The 15,418-nt window shown below is 64.3% G+C and carries 17 protein-coding genes; 3 read left to right on the top strand and 14 right to left on the bottom strand.

Annotated elements, in window-relative coordinates:
- Position 1: 1 nt before the first annotated feature.
- Together GYB81_RS15490 and GYB81_RS15485 are read right to left on the bottom strand one after the other, a co-directional pair.
- Entirely contained in the window at positions 2-940 is a 939-nt protein-coding gene (locus GYB81_RS15490; RefSeq protein ID WP_161865136.1) for an iron-sulfur-binding ferredoxin reductase, read from the bottom strand.
- Positions 933-2,060: a GGDEF domain-containing protein gene (locus GYB81_RS15485; protein WP_161865137.1), complete on the bottom strand. Its 1,128-nt coding sequence runs from the start codon at positions 2,058-2,060 to the stop codon at positions 933-935. Before GYB81_RS15485 ends, GYB81_RS15490 begins: the two co-directional genes overlap by 8 nt.
- Before the next feature lie 288 nt (positions 2,061-2,348).
- Here GYB81_RS15485 and GYB81_RS15480 point away from each other — a divergent pair, with 288 nt between their 5' ends.
- Positions 2,349-3,872 carry a fumarate hydratase gene (locus tag GYB81_RS15480; protein ID WP_161865138.1) on the top strand — a complete coding sequence of 508 codons (1,524 nt, stop codon included), beginning with the start codon at positions 2,349-2,351 and terminating at the stop codon, positions 3,870-3,872.
- A 364-nt stretch (positions 3,873-4,236) separates the two neighbouring features.
- Here GYB81_RS15480 and dsdA read toward each other — a convergent pair whose 3' ends face one another.
- Positions 4,237-5,595, bottom strand: a complete 1,359-nt coding sequence (gene dsdA / locus GYB81_RS15475; protein WP_161865139.1) for a D-serine ammonia-lyase — start codon at positions 5,593-5,595, stop codon at positions 4,237-4,239.
- 138 nt (positions 5,596-5,733) lie between these two features.
- Here dsdA and GYB81_RS15470 point away from each other — a divergent pair, with 138 nt between their 5' ends.
- Entirely contained in the window at positions 5,734-6,408 is a 675-nt protein-coding gene (locus tag GYB81_RS15470; RefSeq protein ID WP_161865140.1) for a DUF1028 domain-containing protein, read from the top strand.
- On the opposite strand, the gene zapE is transcribed toward GYB81_RS15470, so the two are convergent.
- From zapE to GYB81_RS15455, 3 genes are read right to left on the bottom strand one after another with little or no spacing between them, the layout of a single operon-like run.
- Positions 6,405-7,538 carry a cell division protein ZapE gene (gene zapE, locus GYB81_RS15465; protein WP_161865141.1) on the bottom strand — a complete coding sequence of 378 codons (1,134 nt, stop codon included), beginning with the start codon at positions 7,536-7,538 and terminating at the stop codon, positions 6,405-6,407. The genes GYB81_RS15470 and zapE overlap by 4 nt on opposite strands.
- Positions 7,535-8,419 (bottom strand): carbon-nitrogen hydrolase family protein, encoded by an 885-nt coding sequence (locus GYB81_RS15460; protein WP_161865142.1) that lies wholly within the window; start codon positions 8,417-8,419, stop codon positions 7,535-7,537. Before GYB81_RS15460 ends, zapE begins: the two co-directional genes overlap by 4 nt.
- The gene (locus tag GYB81_RS15455) at positions 8,419-9,006 is read right to left on the bottom strand and encodes a GNAT family N-acetyltransferase (protein WP_161865143.1); all 588 of its coding nucleotides are present in this window, start codon (positions 9,004-9,006) and stop codon (positions 8,419-8,421) included. The genes GYB81_RS15460 and GYB81_RS15455 overlap by 1 nt, the downstream gene beginning before the upstream one ends.
- Before the next feature lie 113 nt (positions 9,007-9,119).
- Here GYB81_RS15455 and GYB81_RS15450 point away from each other — a divergent pair, with 113 nt between their 5' ends.
- A complete protein-coding gene (locus GYB81_RS15450) occupies positions 9,120-9,518 on the top strand; it encodes a nuclear transport factor 2 family protein (RefSeq protein ID WP_161865144.1) in 399 nt (132 codons plus the stop codon).
- Between the two features lie 336 nt (positions 9,519-9,854).
- Here GYB81_RS15450 and GYB81_RS15445 read toward each other — a convergent pair whose 3' ends face one another.
- The 8 genes from GYB81_RS15445 to GYB81_RS15410 all read right to left on the bottom strand — a co-directional run bounded on the left by GYB81_RS15445 (position 9,855) and on the right by GYB81_RS15410 (position 15,303).
- Positions 9,855-10,157: a ribbon-helix-helix domain-containing protein gene (locus GYB81_RS15445; protein WP_024309095.1), complete on the bottom strand. Its 303-nt coding sequence runs from the start codon at positions 10,155-10,157 to the stop codon at positions 9,855-9,857.
- A gap of 90 nt (positions 10,158-10,247) precedes the next feature.
- A complete protein-coding gene (locus GYB81_RS15440) occupies positions 10,248-10,832 on the bottom strand; it encodes a DJ-1/PfpI family protein (protein WP_178101802.1) in 585 nt (194 codons plus the stop codon).
- A gap of 93 nt (positions 10,833-10,925) precedes the next feature.
- Positions 10,926-11,534: a DUF2846 domain-containing protein gene (locus GYB81_RS15435; RefSeq protein ID WP_161865146.1), complete on the bottom strand. Its 609-nt coding sequence runs from the start codon at positions 11,532-11,534 to the stop codon at positions 10,926-10,928.
- A 135-nt stretch (positions 11,535-11,669) separates the two neighbouring features.
- Positions 11,670-12,581: an SDR family oxidoreductase gene (locus GYB81_RS15430; RefSeq protein WP_161865147.1), complete on the bottom strand. Its 912-nt coding sequence runs from the start codon at positions 12,579-12,581 to the stop codon at positions 11,670-11,672.
- A gap of 112 nt (positions 12,582-12,693) precedes the next feature.
- Entirely contained in the window at positions 12,694-13,026 is a 333-nt protein-coding gene (locus GYB81_RS15425; RefSeq protein WP_161865148.1) for a hypothetical protein, read from the bottom strand.
- An 87-nt stretch (positions 13,027-13,113) separates the two neighbouring features.
- Positions 13,114-13,644: a DUF1569 domain-containing protein gene (locus tag GYB81_RS15420; protein ID WP_161865149.1), complete on the bottom strand. Its 531-nt coding sequence runs from the start codon at positions 13,642-13,644 to the stop codon at positions 13,114-13,116.
- Positions 13,637-14,530 carry an alpha/beta fold hydrolase gene (locus GYB81_RS15415; RefSeq protein WP_161865150.1) on the bottom strand — a complete coding sequence of 298 codons (894 nt, stop codon included), beginning with the start codon at positions 14,528-14,530 and terminating at the stop codon, positions 13,637-13,639. Before GYB81_RS15415 ends, GYB81_RS15420 begins: the two co-directional genes overlap by 8 nt.
- Positions 14,527-15,303, bottom strand: a complete 777-nt coding sequence (locus tag GYB81_RS15410; protein WP_161865151.1) for a class II aldolase/adducin family protein — start codon at positions 15,301-15,303, stop codon at positions 14,527-14,529. The genes GYB81_RS15415 and GYB81_RS15410 overlap by 4 nt, the downstream gene beginning before the upstream one ends.
- Between the last annotated feature and the right edge of the window lie 115 nt (positions 15,304-15,418).

The raw sequence follows: 15,418 nt of genomic DNA, 5'->3' as shown, positions 1-15,418 counted from the left end.
CCTACGCGCGGGTGAGAAAGACGTCGGCGAGCATCTGACTGCGCGGCAAACCTGCCATGTAGAGGCGCCGCGCGAAGCTGTCGACCGTCTCCGGATGGCCGCAGAGTAAGGCGAGGGTCTGCCGTGAAACAAGGCGCAGTTCGGCCAAAGCAGCCGGCAACTGCGCCGCCGTCACCAGCTCCACCTGCAGCTTGCCGTGCTGCGCTGCCAGCGCCTGCAGTTCGTCGGCCAGATAGTGCTCGGCCGCGTCATGCGCCACGTGCAGCAGACGAATGGCCCCCTGATGTTCCTGGCGCAATGCCTCGCGCAGCACCCCGTACAAGGGCGCCAGCCCGGTACCTGCGGCGAGCAGCCAGAGCGGACGCGACTGCCAGTCGGCATCGTAATGCAGCGCACCACCGCGCAACTCGCCCAGACGCAGCCCATCGCCCGGCTGCAGGCGCCGCGCTGCATCACAGAACGCCCCGGGCTTGCGGCAATCGATATGAAACTCCAGCCAATCGTCTTCGCCCGGCACGCTGGCCAGCGAATAGGGCCGGGCGACTCCCTCTTCGCTCCACAGCAACACATGCTGACCGGGGCGATAGCGCAGTGGCCGCTCCGGCTGCAGGCGCAGACGCAGGACCTGCGGACTGGGCCAATCCAGGGCGACCACTCGCGCGGCCAGGCCATCGCGCTGTGGATCGAAGGGTTCGACCTGCAGATCACCGACCACCTGGCACTGGCAGGCCAGACGCCAGCCCTCGGCGCGCTTGTCGTTAGCCAGCGCCTCGGGTTGCAGATCCAGCGGCTCGCCGTCCACGCAACGCACCAGACAGGCGTGGCAACTGCCAGCCCGGCAGCTGTAGGGCACGGCCACACCGCCGCCGAGCAGCGCATCGAGCAAGTTGGTTTGCTGGGCCACCTGCAGCTGTCGGGCGCCCACACGCAGCTCAGGCACCCGCGCGCTCCCAGCTGGCATCGCAACGATTGCGCCCGCCGCGCTTGGCCTGATAGAGCGCCTGATCCGCGCGTTGCAGGGCTTCGTCGAGGTCATCGCCAGCAAACAGCAGCGTCATGCCGGCGGACAGACTGAGGCTGTCGATTTTCACCCCCACCGGCTCGGCGCTGGCGAACGCCTCGCGCAGTCGCTCGCAGCAGGCGGTGAACTGATCGGCATCGGTGTTGGGCAGTAGCAGGACGAACTCCTCACCGCCGTAGCGGGCAATGATGTCGCCGTCACGCAGACAGGCTCGGGCCACCGCGGCGAAGGTCTGCAGCACCCGGTCGCCAGCGGCATGACCATGAGCATCGTTGATTCGCTTGAAATGGTCCAGATCGATCAGCGCCAGGCCGTGTTGCCGCCCATGCCCGAGATGCTCCAGCTCACGACTGGCCAGACGCAGGAAATGCCGGCGATTGAACAGCCCGGTCAGCTCGTCGGTGGCGACCAGTTCCTCGAGCTGACGCATCATCCCGCGCAGGGTGTCCTGATGCGCCTGCAAGGCGAACCGACGCTGACGCATGCGTTTACGCATGGCCTGCACGTAGCTGGAGAACAGGCACAGCCAGACCAGCAGAATGAACAGCACCCACACCTGCAGCCAGGCCATGCTCGGGTCCACCAGCTGCATGCGATAGGCCTCCACCAGCACCATCGCGGTAAACCCGAAAAAGGCGAAGGCAGCGCACCGCGCGAACACCCGGGGCGGCAACTGGAACACGCCGAACAGCAGAATCAGCACGTAGAAGACCATCATCACGCCGCGTGCGCTGTCGAACAGCGCCAGCAACGGCGGCTGCCAGGCCAGCGCGACCAGCACCTGCGCCTGGGTCAGGCTGGGGTCTTCGTAGCGCAGGTTGCGCCCGGAAAGAAACAGCCAGAGAAACACCAGCTGACTGCCGAACACGCCGAGGGTCAACCAGGCGGCCGTGCTGATGGAGCCGAGAAACAGACCATTGAATACAGCGAACCAGCAGACGAGCGCCATCATCGCGTAGGTAGCGAAGGCCATGGCGAAGCGTTTGAGCAGAAGGCTTTGCAGGCTGCGCTGCGTGCCCCGAGGAGTGGTTGAGCTCATGGGCTCCATCCCATACTGGCATCTGGCCGTTACTCTACCCCTGTGATCACAGATTGCCTAGCGAACCGATCACCGCCACCCGGCTAGCATCATCGACCTTAGGCGGCTGTGCCCTATACGACCGCCGCGGTATACTGCCGCGCCTTTTTTGTTGCTGCCCGCCGTGGCGGCCACCTAAGCAGACCGTCGCGGAGCGAGGTGAATATCGCGCCCGACAGTTTTTCGCCGTTGCGCCGGGTCGTTGTCCGGCGCTTCCTTGTAGATGTTCCCTGATAGAGGAGCGCCCCAATGACCGTGATCAAGCAGGACGACCTGATTCAGAGCGTTGCCGACGCACTGCAGTTCATCTCCTATTACCACCCCGTCGACTTCATCCAGGCGATGCACGAGGCCTACCTGAAGGAGGAATCGCCGGCCGCCAAGGACTCCATGGCGCAGATTCTGATCAACTCGCGCATGTGTGCCACCGGCCACCGCCCGATCTGCCAGGATACCGGCATCGTCACCGTGTTCATCAAGGTTGGTATGGACGTGCGCTGGGACGGCGCCACCATGAGCGTCGACGACATGATCAACGAGGGCGTGCGCCGCGCCTACAACCTGCCCGAGAACGTCCTGCGCGCCTCGATCCTGGCCGACCCGGCAGGTGCCCGCAAGAACACCAAGGACAACACCCCGGCAGTGATCCACTACTCCATCGTCCCCGGTGACAAGGTGGAAGTGGACGTCGCGGCCAAGGGCGGCGGCTCCGAGAACAAGTCGAAGATGGCCATGCTCAACCCGTCCGACTCCATCGTCGACTGGGTGCTGAAGACCGTGCCGACCATGGGCGCCGGCTGGTGCCCGCCGGGCATGCTCGGCATCGGCATCGGCGGCACCGCCGAGAAGGCCGCGGTGATGGCCAAGGAAGTGCTGATGGAGCACATCGACATCCATGAGCTGCAGGCCCGCGGCCCGCAGAACCGCATCGAGGAGCTGCGTCTGGAGCTGTTCGAGAAGGTCAACCAGCTGGGCATCGGCGCCCAGGGCCTGGGCGGCCTGACCACCGTGCTCGACGTGAAGATCATGGACTACCCGACCCACGCAGCAAGCCTGCCGGTGTGCATGATCCCCAACTGCGCCGCCACCCGCCACGCCCACTTCGTGCTCGACGGCTCGGGCCCGGCCGTACTGGAAGCGCCGGATCTGGATGCCTATCCGGAAATCGTCTGGGAGGCCGGCCCGAGCGCGCGCCGTGTCAACCTCGACACCCTGACACCGGAAGAGGTGCAGAGCTGGAAGCCGGGCGAGACCGTGCTGCTCAACGGCAAGATGCTCACCGGCCGCGACGCCGCGCACAAGCGCATGGTCGACATGCTGAACAAGGGCGAGCAATTGCCGGTGGACCTCAAGGGTCGCTTCATCTATTACGTCGGCCCGGTCGATCCGGTCGGCAATGAAGTGGTTGGCCCGGCTGGCCCGACTACCGCCACCCGTATGGACAAGTTCACCCGTCAGATCCTCGAGCAGACCGGTCTGCTGGGCATGATCGGCAAGTCCGAGCGCGGCCCCATCGCCATCGACGCGATCAAGGACAACAAGGCCGTGTACCTGATGGCCGTCGGCGGCGCCGCCTACCTGGTGGCCCAGGCGATCAAGAAGTCCAAGGTGCTGGCCTTCGAAGAACTGGGTATGGAAGCCATCTACGAGTTCGAAGTCAAAGACATGCCTGTGACCGTCGCGGTCGACACCAAGGGCGAGTCGGTGCACATCACCGGCCCTGCGATCTGGAACAAGAAGATCGCCGAAAGCCTGGCGGTGGAAGTGAAGTAAGCAGCTGCAAGCGACCAGCTTCAAGCTGCAAGGAGAAGCCCGGCCAAGTGCCGTAATGCTGTTCACATAAGAAATGGTCGGACACGATCAGTCCCCTCCCCCCTTTGGGGAGAGGGTTAGGGAGAGGGGAAAACTGGCAGTTTTGCGGTGTTTCAGCCCTCTCCCCCAGCCCCTCTCCCATAAATGGGAGAGGGGCGTCAAACGTGTACAACCTTAAGTGAACAGCATGACGGCCAAGTGCCGGGCTTCTACGTTTTCAGGCGCCCTCTTATCACTCATGAGTAGGAGCCGCGCCCCGCGGCGAATTGGCCCGGGCACGCGACGGAGAAGCTTCGCCCGAGGGCGGGGCCCCTACAGGTATGCGTCAATCTACGCCCGAACCCTGCAACAGTTGCCGCCCTCGCGCCAGGTAGCTGTCCATTTCAGCCTGCGGCACCATGCTGCCGCCCGTTGCCCAGACCAGATGCGTCGCCTGCGCCATACGCTGCGGTGTCAGGCCCAGGCGCTGGCGATAGCCCTGCTGCTCGCCCAGCACACGCAATACACCCGGCAGTCCGGCCAGGGCCGAAGGCTCCAGGCGCTGACCCTCGGTCTGCTGCAGCAACGCCAGGTAGCGGAACAGCTGCTCGTCGCTGACCGTGTAATAGCCGTCGATCAGCCGCTGCATGGCGCGGCCGACGAAACCCGATGGCCGCCCGACCGCCAGGCCATCGGCCGCGGTGCGGTTGTCGATGCCGAAATCCTGCACCGCCAGTTCTTCGTGCCGGCCGGTATGCACGCCGAGCAGCATGCACGGTGAATGGGTCGGCTCGGCGAACAGGCAGTGCACCGCATCGCCGAACGCCAGCTTCAGGCCGAAGGCCACGCCGCCCGGCCCGCCACCGACGCCACAGGGCAGGTAGACAAACAGCGGATGCTCGGCATCGACCACGACATCGGCCGCCGCGAGTTGCTGCCTGAGGCGCTCGCCAGCCACCGCATAGCCGAGGAACAGGTGCCTGGAGTTCTCGTCATCGACGAAGTGGCAACGCGGATCGGCCTCGGCCTGGCGGCGTCCCTGCTCCACCGCAACGCTGTAATCGCTGGCGTACTCGACCACGGTCACGCCATGGGCGCGCAGCTTGTCCTTCTTCCACTGACGGGCATCGGCGGACATATGCACCGTGGCCTGAAAGCCCAGACGTGCACTGATGATGCCGATGGACAGGCCGAGGTTGCCGGTAGAACCGACCGCCACCTGATAGCCAGCGAAGAAGGCGCGCATCGCATCGCTGTCGAGGCAGGCGTAATCGTCATCGAGCCTGAGCAGACCGGCCGCCAGTGCCAGGTCTTCGGCATGCTTGAGCACCTCGTAGATGCCGCCGCGGGCCTTGATCGAACCGGAGATGGGCAGATGGCTGTCGCGCTTGAGCCACAGCGCGCCGATTTCTTCTTCGGCCTCCTCACGCAGCAGCGCCTGCATCTGCGGCAAGGGCAGAATATCCGACTCGATGATGCCGCCGCTGACAGCCGTCTGCGGGAACGCCCGGGCCAGGTAGGGGGCGAAGCGCTCGAGACGCGCGCGGGCGTCGGCCACATCGGCAGCGCTCAAACCGACATCGGCCAGTGCTTCGGCAGCAGGCGCCACGGCGGGGTTGAACCAGCTGGTTTCGCGCAGGGCGATCAGCTCGTCGAGCAGCGGAAACTCCGCGCGCCATTGCGCGAGCGACTGGCCAAGAATCATGCGCATCCCTCATAACAGGCAGTGAACAGTACGCATTAGACGACGCCCGGGCTGATCTGGCAAAGGCAGCAGCGGCCAGCCAAGCGGAACGATACCGGCCTGGTGATGGCCTAAGCTGAAAATCGTCCAGGAGTCGCCATGACCTTTTCCATCATCGCCCGTTGCCCGCGCAGCGGTCAGTTCGGTGTCGCCGCGGCCACCGCCATGCCCGCCGTGGGCAAGCTGCTCAGCCACGCGGCGGCCGGCGTCGGCGCGGTGGCGACCCAGGCGCAGGTCAATCCCTATCTGGGCCTGGACGGTCTTGCGCTGCTGCGCCAGGGGCATTCGGCGCAGGATGCGCTGGAGCGACTCAAGGACACCGATCCCTGCATGGAACTGCGCCAGTGCGCGCTGATCGACGCCCAGGGCGATACGGTCTGCTGGACAGGCGAGAAATGCATTCCCTGGGCCGGTTCGCTGAGCGGCGAGCAGTTCTCAGTACAGGGCAATCGCCTGGTCGGCCCACAGGTGCTCGAAGCGGTAGCCGAGGCCTTTCGCCAGGCGCAAGAACGCCCGCTGATCGAGCGTCTGATCGAGGCGCTGGCGGCCGGTGACCAGTGCGGTGGCGACCGCCATGGCGAATCCTCGGCAGTGATCTACGTGGTCGATCGGGAGGAGTACCCACTGTGGGACATCCGCGTCGACCACCATCTCGATCCAGTGGCCGAGCTGCGCCGCCTGCATGACGTATTCGCCCGTGAAGTGCTGCCCGAAATTCTTGCCATGCCGACCCGTGACAACCCGGCCGGCAAGGCGGCGGAGGATTCGGTCTAGGCACCCGTCCGCTTGGCTGGAGCGCCAAAACGCTCCAGCTGCATCTCGCGCAAACGGCTCAACGTGCGGCGAAAGGCAAAGCCGAGGTAGCCCTGGGTGTACAGCTCATCCAGCGCCACCTCGGCTTCGATATACAGCGGCACGCGGCGGTCGTAGCACTCGTCGACCAGGGCGATGAAACGGCGTACCGCATCGTCGTTACGCGACAGCGCCGGCAGTTGCCGATCCCCGGCGTCGACCCGCTCGGCACCGTCCTCGGTGCCACGGGCGATACGCCCCTCGCGTTGCTCGCCACCCAGGCACGGCACTTCACCAAGAAGAATCGCCGGGAAGCGCTCGCACAGCTCGATGAAATCCGGCGCGGCCAGCGGCCGTTCACACAGTTCCCGGAAGCGGCACCAGAGCGCTGCCGGGCTATGGCCGAGGTTTTCGATACGGCGATGGCTGAGTTCGACCGGCTCGCGGCTGACGCTTTGCCCCTCGCTCAGACGAGCGAAAAGCTCAGCCAGCGCCTGCGGCTGCTGCACCCAGTAGCGCTGCACCTCGGTACCGGGATGCAGACGATGGTCCTGCTCGCCGTCCACGGTCACCACCTGCATGTGCGCCTCGAGCGCAGCGATGGCCGGCAGGAAGCGCTCGCGGTTGTAGCCATCGGCATAGAGCTGAGCCGGCGGCTGGTTGGAGGTGGCCACCAGCACCACGCCCTGCTCCACCACCAGGCTGAGCAGGCGACCGAGCAGCATGGCATCGCCAATATCGCTGACGAACAGCTCGTCGAAGCACAGCACGCGCACTTCGCGCCCCAGCTCTTCGGCCAGCAGGCGCAGCGGATCGGCATTGCCGGTGAGCTGAAACTGGCGGCGATGCACCCACTGCATGAAATGATGGAAATGCTGCCGCCGTGCCGGTACGCGCAGGCTGTTGTAGAAGCTGTCCATCAGCCAGGTCTTGCCGCGCCCGACCGGCCCCCAGAGGTAGACGCCGAGTGGGCGCTCACCACGATGCACAGCCTCATGACAGTGCTGCAGCGCATCCACGGCACGGCACTGCGCGGCATCGGCGACGAAACCGCCCGCCAGCGCCCGTTGGTAGGCGGCCAGCGGGGAATCCGGTGACTGCGGAGCGTTCACCGCAGCACCAGCCGACCGCCTTCGAACTGCCGCGGCCAGTCGCGGCGGGTGAATACCTGGCCCTGCTCACGCACGCGGCGTACCTCGGCCAGGTCCAGCTCGCAGATCAGCCAATGGCTGCGCACGGGGCACAGCTCCTCGCTCTCGGCGATCACGCCATTGGCCGGCATGCCATAGTCCGACGGCACGTACAGCGCGGCGCGGCCGATGTTCTCGTCCAGTGCCGGCGACCAGGGTGCCAGGCCGACCGTGGGCGACTGCAGCACGGCAATCTGGTTTTCCAGGGCACGGGCCTGGGCACCAATGCGTACGCGATGGAAGCCCGCTTCGGTATCGGTGCAGCTGGGCGCCAGGATCAGATCGACGCCAGCCTCGGCCAGGGTGCGCGCCAGCAGCGGGAACTCGTTGTCGTAGCAGATCAGAATGCCCAGCTTGCCCAGCGGCGTGTCGAACACCTTGAGCCCGCTGCCCGCCGCGATCTGCCACTGCTCCAGCTCGAAGCGCGTCATCATCAGCTTGTCCTGACTGCCCAGGCAGCCGTCCGGACCGAACAGCCAGGCGCGGTTGCGGTAGACGCCATCATCATCCAGCACGGCCACCGAGCCGGGTTGCAGATAGACCTTGAGCCGGCGCGCCAGGCTTTCGCACAGTTCCAGCCAGCGCGGCAGCAGGGCCTGGATGCCGGCGATGGAGCCGTGCAGGTCGCTGCGCTCAGCTTCCGGTAACTGCCCGGTGAGCACCAGGCCGGCGTATTCCGGCAACAGCAGCAACTCGGCGCCCTGCCCGGCCGCCTCCTCGCACAAGGTGGTCAGATGTTCGGCGTAGGCGTCCCAGCTCGTCAGCAGGTCGATGTGATATTGGCAGGCGGCAAGCTTGATCATCAGGTGAGTTCCTTGAGCCAGAACGACATGGGTTTGGCCGACTCCTCGGCTTCGTCCAAGTCACGCCAGTGGTACTGGGTGTGCAATTCGGGATGATGGCGATAGCCGCGGCGCGCCCAGAAGGCGTCCAGCGGCTGATAGTCCGCGGGCCGACGCGGGTGATCGGCCGGGCGCTGCACGGCGCAGAAGGCGCACCAGTGGAAACGACCCAGCTTGCGCGCATGGGCCTCGCGTTCGGCGAAGAAGCGCACGCCCAGGCCACGGCCGCGCCAGTCTGGCAACACCACCGACTCGGCGCAGTAGAAGATACGCGCGGGATCCCAGCCTGCCGAGAGGAACGGCTGCTGGAATTCCACGGTTTCGTCAGCCAACGGCAGCGCCGTGGACGCACCGACCATGCGCCCATTGTCGCGCACCAGCACGCACAGACTATCGGCGCTGCGCACGTAGGTGTCGAGGTACTCGGCCTCGTAATCGAGGCTGCCGTCGTAGAGGTAGGGGAATTCGCGGAAGACCGTGATCCGCAAATGCGCCAGGTCTTCGATGTGGGGCGCTATCTGCGGCCCCTGGAGCAATTCGATGTCCATCTGGAGTCGTTCGCCAGCAGCAAGGTGACGCCGGCGGCTATGCCGGCACGAAGGCGCGAACTTATCATGCGTGCCAACCCCACCACTAACCACGCTACGAAAGGAACTTAGCCATGACCGCCACCGAACTGGTTCAGGCCTACTACGCCGCCTTCAATGCCGGCGACATGCCCGCCTTCCTCGACCTGCTGGCCGAGGACGTGGTGCACGACATCAACCAGGGTGAACGTCAGGTCGGCAAGGCCACCTTCGCCGCCTTCATGGACAAGATGAACCGCTGCTACCGTGAGCGCCTGGCCGACATCGTGGTGATGCAGAACGCGGCCGGCGACCGCGCCGCCGCCGAATTCGTGGTGCACGGTGAATACCTGGCCGACGATGAAGGTCTGCCACCGGCCAACGGCCAGGCCTACGTGCTGCCGGCCGGCGCCTTCTTCGAAATCAGGAACGGCAAGGTCGCGCGCATCAGCAACTACTACAACCTCAACGACTGGGTTGCGCAGGTCGGCTGACAGACTCGGCTGGACGCGCGCACTGAGCAATCCGCCGATGCCCTGGTTTGCTCACCGCCAGCGTCCTCTGCGCCCGGGGGCGACCGCCGATGTCTGGCCGTCTCGATTCGGACTGCAGTTTCGGCGAACGACATAGATTTATCCAATTGAAGAAATAGGGATAATCCGTTTTCTAAATAGAAGCGCTTTTTCGATGATGCAGGCCTGTTCACCAGCCCCTACAGGAGTAACCCCGCATGAGCCTGATCAAGCGTTTCTTCCAGCCCGCCCAACCGACCCAACAGGCAGCCACGCCGAGCCTGCAGGAACATCCGAACTTCTGGATGTACCAGTGATTCAACCGGCTGCGCCAACCATCCGCAGCGGCACCTGTCGCCCTGCCTTCTGCGCCAGGTAGCGGGTGCAGCTGACGCGCAGGAACGAGGCGAAGTTGACCACTTCGCCACGAAAATCCATGACCTCCTCGTAGAGTTTGGCGATCAGCTGGTTGGTGGTCATGCCATCGACTTCGGCGATTTCGCGCAGGATGTCCCAGAACTGGTTTTCCAGGCGCAGGGTGGTCACCACGCCGCGGATGCGCAGTGAACGCGAGCGCGACTCGTAGAGGATGGGGTCAGCCTTTACATAGAGCTCGCACATCCGCTTTATCTCCTCACTAGCCTCGTAGCCCGGATGCAATCCGGGATGCCGGAAATGGTGCGACCCCGGATCGCATCCGGGCTACGTGGGTTAAAGGCGGATCTCCGTGCCAAGCACCTTGAGAAACGCCGCCAGCCAGGCCGGGTGCGCTGGCCAGGCCGGAGCAGTGACCAGCTTGCCCTGCACATGCGCCTGGTCCACCGCAATATCCACGTATTTGCCACCGGCCAATGTCACTTCCGGCGCACAGGCAGGATAGGCGCTGCATTCGCGCCCTTCCAGCACACCTGCGGCCGCCAGCAGCTGGGCCCCGTGGCAGACGGCAGCGATGGGTTTTTCAGCCGTGGCGAACGCCTTCACCAATGCCACGACCTCGCCATTGAGGCGCAGATATTCCGGCGCGCGGCCACCGGGAATGACCAGGGCGTCGTAATCCTCGGCGCGCGCCTTGGCGAAATCGAAGTTCAGCGCAAAATTGTGCCCCGGCTTCTCGCTGTAGGTCTGGTCGCCCTCGAAATCGTGGATGGCGGTGCGTACCGTCTGTCCGGTGACCTTGTCCGGGCAAACGGCATGCACGCTGTGGCCGACCATCTGCAGTGCCTGGAACGGCACCATGGTTTCGTAATCCTCGGCGTAGTCGCCGACCAGCATGAGAATCTTCTTGGCAGCCATGATCGTCTCCTGAAGGTAGGTGGAACGAACGCCATTATTCGCCCCTGTTTCTTCCGACAGGTAACAGCCGGGTACTACTCCCGCGGCTGCTTGCGGTCAGATGCCGACCTTGTCCAGCGCCTCGCCGATCGAGCGCCAGAAACCGCGCTGCGGGCGCTCCGGTTCCTGCTCACTGGCGGCGATGCGGGCCATCGGCTGCACCTGGCGGGTCGCACCCAGCTCGGCCTGTGCCAGCTCGGCCGACACCAGTTGCAAGGGCCCATCACCGCCACCTTCCAGCGCCCCGCCCATGGGCGGCGGACCATCTTCGTCGTAACGCAGGTAATAGGTGGCGCCGACTGCGGCGTCGAGAGTAAAGCTGGCGATCACGGTGAAATCGAATGGCCCGTCGGCCAGCAGCGTCCAGAAGCTGCCGGCCAGCGGGCGGCGCATTTCCAGTTTGTAGCTGGCGGCATCGAACTCCAGCACCAGGTAGGCATTGCTTGGCAGGCTGCCGATCAGCTGGTTGTCGAGAAACAGCCCGGGCGCCTCCAACTCCTGATCGGCCCAGTCGTTGCGCGGGCGGTACAGATAGACCAGGGCATGATTTTCGTCACTGAGGACATGAGGCGCGAAGGCTTCGCCTTTCACGGCACCGAAGAAGGCTCCCGGGGTGGAACAGGCGGCAAGCAGGACGATGGGCAGCAACTGCAGCAGACGGCGCATCGGTCATTCCCTTTTTTTGGTTATGCGCCCAGCTTAGCTTCGCTGCGCGGCCGTATCACCCGACGAAAGTGGGGGCCTGCAGCGGAAAAGAAAAGGGCCGACATCGCTGTCGGCCCTTGTCCATTCGCATGTTGCTCAGAGCGCGTACTTCTGCAGGTTCGCCATCATTTCCTTCAGCGCTTCGACGTTGTCCGCCGGGTGCGCAGCACCTGTGAAATCGCAGATACGCTGCCAATTCGCTGCGACGTCCTCCGGGCTGAATCCGGACTTTGGATCGAAACCTGCACCCAGGCTGCGCTCCCAGCGCACCTTGCCGATCCAGCCGCCGCCAACTTCGAACAGGCCGCCGGTGTCCTGGCATGCCGCGCTAGCGAGATACACCACCAACGGGCTGACCAGTTCGGGTTTAAGCTGTTCGAACACCTGCGGCGGGATCAGGCCTTCAGTCATGCGTGTGGCGCCAGTCGGGGCGATGGCATTGACCAGAATGTTGTTCTTGCGCCCTTCGATGGCCAGGGTGCGGGTCAGGCCGTAGAGGCCGAGCTTGGCCATGCCGTAGTTGCTCTGGCCGAAGTTGCCGTAAATACCGGAAGTGGAAGAGGTGAAGATCACACGGCCGAAATTCTGTTCGCGTAAATGCGGCCAGGCGGCGTGAGTGGTCTTGAAGGCGCCTTCGACGTGAACCTTGTAGACCAGGTCCCAGTCGGCGTCTTCCAGTTTGTGGAAGCTCTTGTCACGCAGAATGCCGGCATTGTTGACCAGCACGTCGATACGACCGAAATGGTCCAGCGCGGTCTGTACGATCCTGTCACCATCGGTGACCGAATCGTGGTTGGCCACCGCGGTACCACCAAAGGCCCGGATCTCTTCAACCACCTTGTCGGCAGCCGAGGCGTTGGCGCCTTCGCCGTGCGTGCTACCACCCAGATCGTTGACCACCACCTTGGCGCCATGACGGGCAAACAGCAGTGCATGGGCACGGCCCAGGCCACCGCCAGCACCGGTGACTATGACCACTTGATCTTCGAAACGGATGGCATCGCTCATCGACAGCTTCCTCGGGCAGATTGTGAATGGTCCCGAGTGTCAGGCAGCCCCGCGTGCTTCACAAGGCGCGCGGGGCCCCTGAATGACGGCCGATAATGCGACCTTATGCGCCTCAGCTACCGGAGCCGGAGCCGGAGCCGCTGCCACCAGTACCACCAGTACCGCTGCCACCGGTGCCGCTACCGCCGGTACCAGAACCCGTACCAGTGCCATTGGAACCGGCACCGTCACCACCCGGGTTGCCGTCGGTGTTAGGGCCCTGTACCGGTGGGATGCCGTCGCCATCATCGCCCGGGTTCATCGGTGCATCACCAGGAGCGGAGGGCATGGTCGGACCTGGAGAGCTGGTGCCATCGGACTCGGTTTCGGCAAAAGCCGGCAGGGCCATAGCGCCCAGAATCCCGCTCAACAGCAGTGCAGATAACTTCTTGTTCATGTTGTTCATGAGTAACCTCGACTTTTCTGTGAGTGACACAGGTACTGAGTGGCACGTCAGGCAGGAGGTTCGACAAGAATTTATTGCAGAGTGTATTCAGGCCAAGCGAATCAGGCTCAGGTGGTTGTACAGGTGCAGTACATGCGCCTCGGCATATCCGGCACGATCCAGTGCACCGTAGGCGAAGTGCGGCTGCAGCGCCCCCTGATGCTCAGCGAAACGCTCGAAGGCTGCCCGTGACCGCTGCAGGGCCAGCGCCTGGCTGGCCGGCTCGGTCAATGCGCCGGCACCGGGAATGGCTTCATCGAGAGGATGGCGCATGGCGCCGCGAGCACTGAACACGGCGAACGCGGCAGCCCCCAGCGTATGACGAAACCAGGCAGGCTTCAGCTTGGGATAGCCGTCAATGGAATAGTCGATGCTCTGGGCACAGTGATTGAACACCTCGCTCGGGCTCCAGCCGCTGATGCTTCGCAGCGCCCTGCCCTGCAGCTCCGCCAGTACCTGGCGTGCTCCATCCAGGCTAACTTCGGCCGGCCGTGGGCCCGCTGGCAAAGCCCAGTAGCCGGCGCTTGCTACGGCAACTCCGCTTACCACCGCGCCTTTTAGCAGGGTACGTCTACGCATGAGCGCTCCTTGCGTCGCGAAACTCAAGATAATGCTCGAGTACCGCAGACGGAGCCTCGAGTTGCGGGTAATGGCCGATACCCTCGAGCAGAACGGTGTCAGCCTCAGCGATCAACTCGCGGTAGCGCGCCACCATGTGCGCGCCGGAGATCGGGTCGAAGGCGCCATCGATTACCCGCATCGGCACGGCGGTCTCCTGCATGGCAGTGACCCAGCGCTGCCGCTGCCGGCGCCGCTCGGGCATGTAGTGAATCAGCCGATGCATGACAGCCGGGCCGTTGTTGTGCTCCACAAGTTGCCATAGCGCGTCCAGCTCGGCGTCGCTGGGCTGGGTCTGCGGGCCGAATATGCGCGCGAAACTCTGCGCCAGCTTGCGTCGCGAGAACAATCGGCCGATCAACGGCCCGAGCGGCCCAAGCAGCAGCTTCTGCACGCGCACCGGATGATGGGTTTCGGGGAACAGGCCGCCATTGAGAAATACGCAGCTGGCCACCCGCAGCTGTCCGTCCTGATGCCGCGCGATCAGCTCCTGCGCCACACTGTCGCCGTAGTCGTGGGCCAGCACGTGGATTGGCCGTCGTTCATCGATATGCGCCAGCAGCACCTGCTGCAGGTCGGCCTGTTCCAGCAGGCTGTAGGCGTGGCCGCGAGGCTTCGCCGAATAACCGAAACCGAGCATGTCGCAGGCGATCAACCGATAACGCGCAGCCAGCGGCGCCCACAGGCGGTGCCAGTCCCAACTGGCACTGGGAAACCCATGAATCAACAGCAGCGGTTCGGCCGCGGCGTCACCTGCAACCCAGTAACGGATCGCGTGGCCGCGAAAATCCAGCATCCGACTTTGCGCGCGCCATTCGTCCAGGGCGATACCTGGCAGCTCGCTCACTGGTCGTAACCCGGCATCTGCTGATCCAACTTGCGCAGCAGCGCCGGCCAGGGCAGCGAGCCGCCCATGCCCTGCGGCGTTTTCATCACCCCGGCGATCATCGCGCGCGCACCGTCAAGAATCTGCTGCGGGATATGGATCAGCTCAACACCGCCACTCTGTGCCATGACCTGAATCTCGCAGGCACGCTGCAGGATGAACATGCCGAGGAACGCATCGGCGACGTTGCCGAAGGCGGTGAGCAGCCCATGGTTGGGCAGAATCATGAAGTTCTTGTCGCCCAGGTCCGCCTGCAGCCGCGCCTTCTCGTCATGATTCAGCGCTACACCTTCGTAGCCGTGATAGGCCAGGCTGGCGAGGACAAACAGCGACTGCTGCGACAACGGCAGCAACCCCTGCTTCTGCGCAGACACGGCTATGCCGGCCGGGGTGTGGATGTGCAGCACGCAACCCACATCGTGGCGTACCTCGTGCACCGCGCTGTGGATGGTGTAACCGGCGGGATTGATGTCGAAGGGGCTGTCCATCAGCTTGGTGCCAGCCAGATCGACCTTGACCAGGCTGGAGGCCGTGATTTCGTGGAACATCAGGCCATAGGGGTTGATGAGAAAATCTTCGGTCCCCGGCACCTTGGCGGAAATATGGGTGAAGATCAGGTCATCCCAACCGTACAGCGCGATCAGTCGATAACAGGCGGCAAGATCGACGCGCGTACGCCATTCGGCTTCGGAGACCTGATTTTTCACAGCGGGGATTTTCAGCGGAGCATTCACGGCGACACCTCGATGTTCTTGTTGGTCGGTGGTGTCCGCAGTCTAGCCATGCGCCCGCATGGCGGTAGTTGCCCTGGCAGCCATCTTGATGGCTTTGCGGGTCAAGGCGCCCATG

Source organism: Pseudomonas yangonensis, from assembly GCF_009932725.1.
In the GTDB taxonomy this organism is placed as follows: domain Bacteria; phylum Pseudomonadota; class Gammaproteobacteria; order Pseudomonadales; family Pseudomonadaceae; genus Aquipseudomonas; species Aquipseudomonas yangonensis.
This window is presented reverse-complemented; position numbering and strand designations above follow the sequence as displayed.